Annotated in this window: 7 protein-coding genes; all 7 read left to right on the forward strand. The window is 62.9% G+C overall.

Translation table 11 applies throughout. The features are described from left to right. A partial coding sequence (locus tag EN893_RS11950) for a proton-conducting transporter membrane subunit (RefSeq protein ID WP_281062478.1) occupies positions 1-435 on the forward strand: 435 nt, incomplete at its 5' end. Positions 436-453: 18 nt separating this feature from the next. Beyond that, a complete protein-coding gene (nuoN, locus tag EN893_RS11955; RefSeq protein WP_127267201.1) occupies positions 454-1,890 on the forward strand; it encodes an NADH-quinone oxidoreductase subunit NuoN in 1,437 nt (478 codons plus the stop codon). Positions 1,891-1,895: 5 nt separating this feature from the next. Continuing rightward, positions 1,896-2,717, forward strand: coding sequence for a biotin--[acetyl-CoA-carboxylase] ligase (locus EN893_RS11960; RefSeq protein ID WP_127272307.1), 822 nt, complete (start codon positions 1,896-1,898; stop codon positions 2,715-2,717). Between the two features lie 118 nt (positions 2,718-2,835). Then, the gene (locus EN893_RS11965) at positions 2,836-4,506 is read left to right on the forward strand and encodes a ribonuclease J (protein WP_127267199.1); all 1,671 of its coding nucleotides are present in this window, start codon (positions 2,836-2,838) and stop codon (positions 4,504-4,506) included. Between the two features lie 95 nt (positions 4,507-4,601). Further along, positions 4,602-5,006, forward strand: a complete 405-nt coding sequence (gene mce, locus EN893_RS11970) for a methylmalonyl-CoA epimerase (protein WP_127267198.1) — start codon at positions 4,602-4,604, stop codon at positions 5,004-5,006. Then, complete coding sequence (locus EN893_RS11975; RefSeq protein WP_127267197.1) at positions 5,003-5,287, forward strand: DUF1467 family protein; 285 nt, start codon at positions 5,003-5,005, stop codon at positions 5,285-5,287. The genes mce and EN893_RS11975 overlap by 4 nt, the downstream gene beginning before the upstream one ends. Before the next feature lie 653 nt (positions 5,288-5,940). After that, positions 5,941-7,162, forward strand: a 1,222-nt coding sequence (gene proS / locus EN893_RS11980) for a proline--tRNA ligase (protein ID WP_128361549.1), incomplete at its 3' end; no start/stop codon positions are given.

Consider the following 7,162-nt stretch of genomic DNA (forward strand, 5'->3'; position numbering starts at 1 on the left):
CGTGAGATCGCGGCCTATGGCGGCCTGGTCAACAACATTCCGAAATACGCCACGGTGTTCCTGATCTTCACCATGGCCAATGTCGGCCTGCCCGGTACCAGCGGCTTCGTCGGCGAGTTCCTGACCATGCTCGGCGTGTTCCGGGTCAACACCTGGGTGGCGTTCTTCGCCGCCACCGGCGTCATCCTGTCGGCCGCCTACGCGCTCTGGCTCTACCGCCGGGTGATCTTCGGTGCGCTGACCAAGGACAGCCTGAAGGGCCTGCTCGACCTGTCGCTGCGCGAGAAGGTGATCATCTACCCGCTGGTCGTTCTAGTCATCTTCTTCGGCGTCTATCCCGCCCCGGTCTTCGACGCGACGGCCGAATCGGTCAAGTCGCTCGTCACCAATGTCACTGCATCCATCGGCGCCGCGCAGACCGCGGCGGCGAACTGACCAGAGGTTTTGCGAACCATGACGCCGGACCTTCTCTCCAGCCTGTCGCTCTCGACGCCAGAGCTGATCCTTGCCGTCGGCGCGCTGGCGCTGCTGATGGTCGGAGCCTATTCGCGCGCCAACACGGCCAACACGGTAACCGGCCTTGCGGTGGCCGTGCTGGCGATCGCAGGCGCCTGGCTGATCTTCCGGACCGGGCAGGGCAGCGCTTACGGCAATGCCTTCATCCAGGATTCCTTCGCCCGCTTCATGAAGGTGCTGGCGCTGGTCGGCTCGGCGGTGACGCTGGTGATGTCGATGCGCTTTGCCAAGGCTGAACGCTTCGACAAGTTCGAATATCCGGTGCTGATCCTGCTGTGCACGCTCGGCATGATGTTGATGATCTCCGCCAATAGCATGATCGGGCTCTATCTCGGCCTCGAACTGCAATCGCTGGCGATCTACGTGCTGTGCGCGATCAACCGCGACAATCTGCGTTCGACTGAGGCTGGCCTCAAATATTTCGTCCTCGGCGCGCTGTCGTCGGGCATGCTGCTCTATGGCATCAGCCTGGTCTATGGCTACACCGGCAACACCGGCTTCCAGGAAATCGCTTCTGCGCTCGGCAGCGGCGAGCGCCAGCTTGGCCTCGTTTTCGGCCTCGTCTTCGTGCTGGCCGGCCTGGCCTTCAAGATCTCGGCGGTGCCGTTCCACATGTGGACGCCAGACGTCTATGAGGGCGCGCCGACGCCGGTGACGGCCTTTTTGGCGGCGGCGCCCAAGATGGCGGCGATGGCGCTGATGGTTCGCGTCACCATGGGCGCGTTCAAGCCGATCGCCGCAGACTGGCAGCAGATCATCGTCTTCATCTCGATCGCCTCGATGGCGCTTGGTGCTTTCGCCGCCATCGGCCAGACCAACATCAAGCGGCTTATGGCCTATTCCTCGATCGGCCATATGGGCTACGCGCTGGTCGGCCTTGCCGCCAACAGCCAGGCCGGCGTGCGCGGCGTTGCCATCTACATGCTGATCTATCTGGTGATGACGCTCGGCACCTTCGCCTTCATCCTCGCCATGCGGCGCAAGGAAGGCAATGTCGAGCAGATCAGCGACCTGGCCGGCCTGTCGTCGACCAATCCGATCATGGCGACGATCCTGACCATCCTGATGTTCTCCCTGGCCGGCATTCCGCCGCTCGCCGGCTTCTGGGGGAAATGGTACGTCTTCCTCGCCGCCATCAACGCCAATCTCTATGCGCTGGCGATCATCGGCGTGCTGGCCTCGGTGGTGGGCGCCTATTACTACCTGCGCATCATCAAGATCATGTGGTTCGACGAACCGGTTGGCGGCTTCGTGCCGATGGCGACGGAATTGCGTGTCGTGCTCGGCGTCTCCGGCGCCTTCGTGCTGTTCTACGTGCTGATCGGCGGGCCGATCGGCACCTATGCCGAAGCCGCCGCCAAGACGTTTTTCTAGTCGGCATGGCATTTCGGCTGGCTCCAACCTCGGCGTCGGAAGGGTTCCGGCTCGAGGCGCATGAGAGCGTCGGCTCCACCAATGGGCTGGCACTGGACCACGCAAGGGCAGGCGACCCCGGCAGATTGTGGGTCGTTTCCAAGAAGCAGGAAAGCGGGCGTGGCCGGCGCGGCCGCGTCTGGGCGACCCCCGAAGGCAACCTCGCGGCGACGCTGCTCGTCATCACCAAGGCGGAGCTTCGCCTTGCCGCGACGCTGGGCTTCGTCGCCGGACTGGCGCTGGCCGATGCGCTCGACGCCGTGGTGCCGAAGGGCCGGATCGCCATCGGCCTCGACGGCGGCAGCGAAGGAAAGAACCGTTTCGAACTGAAATGGCCGAACGACGTGCTCGCCTCCGGCGCCAAGCTGGCCGGCATCCTGCTGGAATCGGCAATCCTGGAAGGCGGCCGTTTCGCGGTGGCGGTCGGCATCGGCGTCAATGTGGTGGCATACCCCGAGGATTTGCCCTATCCCGCAACATCACTCAGCGCGCTGGGCGCGGCATGCGATGCGGAAACACTGTTCCTGGCGCTGTCGGATGCATGGAGCGAGAATGCCCGATTGTGGGACGAGGGGCGCGGACTTGCCGCCGTCAGGCGACGCTGGCTTGATCGTGCTGCGGGGCTCGGCGGCGAAGTTGCTGTCAGAATTGACGGTAATGTGGTGCGTGGGGTGTTTGAGACCATTGACGAGGACTGCCGTTTCGTGATCCGCGACGATGAAGGTTCGGTTCGGACGATCGCCGCCGGCGATGTGCATTTCGGCGCGGTCGCTTCGGCCAGGGCATAGAGCCGTTCATGAACGGTTCTAACTGTTTGTTTTTGCGCAACTCCGGTGGGAAAACCGTTACAAACTTTTCCCGGAATTGCTTTTTGGGCTTGGCCTGAGGGCCAGGAAGGGAAAAATCATGGCGAAAGCGGAAACCGCCGAACTCGTCTTCGTGCCGCTCGGCGGCGTCGGTGAGATCGGCATGAACTTCGCTCTTTACGGCTACGGGCCGCCCAATGCGCGCGAATGGATCGTCATCGATGTCGGGGTGACCTTCCCCGATGCCAGCCTGCCGGGCGTCGACCTTGTGCTGCCCGACACGCGATTCATCGAGGAGAACCTCGCCAATCTGCGCGGCATCATCATCACGCATGCGCATGAAGACCATTATGGCGCGCTGCTCGACACATGGCCGAAGCTGAAGGCGCCGGTCTGGATGACGCCGTTCAGCGCCGGCCTGCTGGAGGCCAAGCGGCAAGGCGAGCAGGGCGCGCCGAAAATACCGGTGACGATCTACCGGGCGGGCGAGAAATTCACCGTCGGCCCGTTCGAGATCGAAGCCATTCCGGTCGCGCACTCGATTCCCGAGCCGATGTCGCTGGCGATCACCTCGCCGGCAGGCACCGTCATCCATACCGGTGACTGGAAGATCGATCCGGAGCCGACGATCGGGCCGAAGACCGACGAGGCGCGTTTCCGCGCCTATGGCGACAAGGGCGTTTTGGCGCTGATCTGCGATTCGACCAATGCGCTGCGCGAAGGTGAGTCGCCTTCGGAAGTGGCTGTGGGCGAGGGCCTCAAGGGCGTCATCCAGGCTGCCAAGGGCCGTGTCGCCGTCACCACATTCTCCTCCAATGTCGGACGCATCGTCTCGATCGCCAAAGCGGCGCGCGATGCCGGACGCCAGTGCCTGGTGCTTGGCCGTTCGCTGAAGCGGGTCATCGATGTGGCCGGCGAACTCGGCTACATGGACGGTCTGCCGGAGTTCATCGCCGAGGAGGATTTTGGTTTCATCCCGCGCGAGAACCTGGTCATCATCTGCACCGGCAGCCAGGGCGAGCCACTGGCCGCACTGGCCAAGCTGTCGCGCGAAGAGATGAAGTCGGTGTCACTGACGGCAGGCGACACGGTGGTGTTTTCCTCGCGTACCATTCCCGGCAACGAGAAGGCGATCCTCGAGATCAAGAACCGCCTCATCGACCTCGGCGTCAAGATCATCGAGGACGGCGATGCACTGGTGCATGTCTCCGGCCATCCGCGGCGCAGCGAATTGCGCAAGATGTATGAATGGGTGCGCCCGCAGATCGGCGTTCCCGTGCATGGCGAGGCGGCACATCTGGTGGCGCAGGGCTCGCTGATGTCGACATCGGGCATCGGCCAGGTGGCGCAGGTGCGCGACGGCGACATGCTCAGGCTTGCTCCCGGCCCAGCCACCATCATGGATCAGGTGCCGTTCGGCCGTATCTACAAGGATGGCAGACTGATCGGCACCGATCAGGCGATGGGCATCCGCGACCGGCGCAAGCTGTCCTTTGCCGGCCATGTGGCGGTCAATGTCGTCCTGGACGACAAATATGAGCTTGCCGGCGACCCCGACCTGGTCGCCATCGGCGTCGCCGAGGCCGATGGCCGTGGCGAGTCGCTGGAAGATCTGATGATCGATGCGGCAATCGGCGCGGTGGACTCCATCCCCCGTCAGCGCCGAAAAGATCTCGACCTGGTTCAGGAAGCAGTGCGGCGCGCCGTGCGCGGCGCCGCCAACGAAGCCTGGGGCAAGAAGCCGCTCGTGACTGTATTCGTCACAAGATGACGAAAGGGAGTAGGGGAGTACGGGAGTAGGGGAGTAGGAAGAGCAAACAGCTGACATATCTGTCTTTTCCCCTACTCCCCTACTTGGGAGTGCCAATGCTCGGACGTCTGAACCATGTCGCGCTTGCCGTGCCGGACCTTACGGCTGCCGTCGCTGCCTATCGCAACACGCTGGGCGCGGAAGTGACGGCGCCGCAGGCGCTGCCGGAGCATGGGGTGACGGTGGTGTTCGTCAATGTCGGCAACACCAAGGTCGAACTTCTGGAGCCTTTGGGCGAGGGATCGCCGATCGCCGCCTTCCTGGAGAAGAATCCTTCCGGCGGCATGCACCACCTTTGCTATGAGGTCGACGACATACTGGCCGCGCGCGATCGGCTCAAGGCCGCCGGCGCCCGCGTGCTGGGCGACGGCAATCCGAAGATCGGCGCGCACGGTAAGCCGGTGCTGTTCCTGCATCCGAAGGATTTCTTCGGAACGCTGATCGAACTGGAGCAATCATGAGCTGGGTTTCGTTCACCGCCCTGTTTTTCGCGACCTGGTGGGTGGTGCTGTTCGCCGTGCTGCCGTTCAGCGTGAGGACGCAGGACGATGATCGTGACGTGACGCTGGGCACGGTTCCGAGCGCGCCGCGCGGTCCCCACATGCTGCGCGCCGTGATCCGCACCACCATCGCCACCGCGATCCTGATGGGCATTTTCTATGGCCTGACGCATGGGCTTGGATACAGCCTCAACGACATCCCGCACATCGTGCCGGAATTCAGCCAAACCTTAGCCAAATAGCCGGCCCCGGCCCAAGAAGATTTGTCCGGCAAAGACGTTTTCATCCTTCGGAACAGCTTGGTTCCAGACAGGGATGCCGTGCCGTTTTGCGGCCGGACGAGCGCTGACGCTGGGTAAGGTGGTTTGGCAACGCGTTGCGCTAAGCAGATGATTGCACAAAAAAAATGCAAGGCACGAGGCCTTGCAATTTAAACGCGTCCGATCTGTTTCCGGTTTCCGGCGGCAGCGAGTAACCGCGCCTAGATCGCATCCTCCCAAGACTTTGACCGCGTAGGAGAGCAGATTTTTTTCTACCCTCTCGGTTATCGAGGTACATTAGCCTAAGGCGAATGAAAATGTCACGAAGAATTTTGCCTTGAAACGGGCATTCTCGTGCTGCACTGCACAATAGTGTGGCAGGCGTTGCTTGGCGAACGATCATCAAGACGCGCGCGGTGACCGGGAGGCCTTGCAGCGCCGTGGGTCTTCTGGGCGGGCGAAGGACGGTGCGACGCTTCTGATCCCGGCTATCCCGTGCTTTCTGAAATCGATTGCCGCTTTTCGGGCCGAAGCGTCCGGGTTCCCATTCCGCCTTGAAATGGCTATGAAGCCGGGTCAAGCAAGCCAAAGTCGCGCCGATTCTGGCGCGGCCCTCCTCACTCACGGACCTGTCCATGCGTTTGTCGCGCTATTTCCTGCCGATCCTCAAAGAAAACCCGCGCGAGGCCGAGATCGTCTCGCACCGGCTGATGCTGCGTGCCGGCATGATCCGCCAGCAGGGACAGGGCAGTTTCTCGTGGCTGCCGCTCGGCAAGCGGGTGCTGGACAAGGTCTGCCGCATCATTCGCGAGGAGCAGAACCGCGCCGGGGCGCTGGAAATCCTGATGCCGACCATCCAGTCGGCCGATCTGTGGCGCGAAAGCGGCCGCTATGACGACTACGGCAAGGAGATGCTGCGCATCAAGGACCGGCAGGACCGCGACATGCTCTACGGCCCGACCAATGAGGAAGTGGTCACCGAGATCGTCCGCGCCTATGTGAAATCCTACAAGGACCTGCCGCTCAATCTCTACCACATCCAGTGGAAGTTCCGCGACGAAGTGCGGCCGCGCTTCGGCGTCATGCGTTCGCGCGAGTTCCTGATGAAGGACGCCTATTCCTTCGACCTCGACTTCGAGGGCGCCAGGGCGGCCTACAACAGGATGTTCGTGTCCTATCTCCGGACTTTTACGCGCATGGGGCTGCAGGCGATACCGATGCGGGCCGACACCGGGCCGATCGGCGGCGATCTCAGCCATGAATTCATCATCCTGGCCGACACCGGCGAGAGCCAGGTCTATTGCCACCGCGACTATCTTTCGCTCGATGTGCCCGGAGAGAAGACCGACTTCGCCAATGCCGCCGAGATCGGCGATATCGTCAAGACCTGGACGACACCCTACGCGGCCACCGACGAGATGCACGACGAGGCGGCGTGGGAGAAGATCGGCGAGAGCGACAAGGTTTCGGCGCGCGGCATCGAGGTCGGCCACATCTTCCATTTCGGCGACAAATACTCCAAGCCGATGGGCGCCAAGGTGACCGGGCCCGACGGCAAGGATCATTTCGTCTCCGGCGGCTCCTACGGCATCGGTCCGTCGCGGCTGGTCGCGGCGATCATCGAAGCCAGCCATGACGACAACGGCATCATCTGGCCGGAGGCGGTGGCTCCGTTCGACATCGGGCTGATCAACATGAAAGCGGGCGACGCCGAGTGCGACCGCGTCTGCGACGAGCTGCATGCCGCTTTCGTCGCCGCCGGCAAGGACGTGCTCTACGACGACACCGACCAGAGGCCCGGCGGCAAGTTCGCCACCGCCGACCTGATCGGCCTGCCCTGGCAAGTGATCGTCGGGC

The organism is Mesorhizobium sp. M7A.F.Ca.CA.004.04.2.1, assembly GCF_004022825.1.
Taxonomy (GTDB): Bacteria; Pseudomonadota; Alphaproteobacteria; order Rhizobiales; family Rhizobiaceae; genus Mesorhizobium.

Bases quoted from the DNA above. Each gene is read 5' to 3' on its own strand.
- EN893_RS11965 (WP_127267199.1), top strand. From the start codon at position 2,836: ATGGCGAAAGCGGAAACCGCCGAACTCGTCTTCGTGCCGCTCGGCGGC.
- EN893_RS11960 (WP_127272307.1), top strand. From the start codon at position 1,896: ATGGCATTTCGGCTGGCTCCAACCTCGGCGTCGGAAGGGTTCCGGCTC.
- EN893_RS11975 (WP_127267197.1), top strand. From the start codon at position 5,003: ATGAGCTGGGTTTCGTTCACCGCCCTGTTTTTCGCGACCTGGTGGGTG.
- nuoN (WP_127267201.1), top strand. From the start codon at position 454: ATGACGCCGGACCTTCTCTCCAGCCTGTCGCTCTCGACGCCAGAGCTG.
- mce (WP_127267198.1), top strand. From the start codon at position 4,602: ATGCTCGGACGTCTGAACCATGTCGCGCTTGCCGTGCCGGACCTTACG.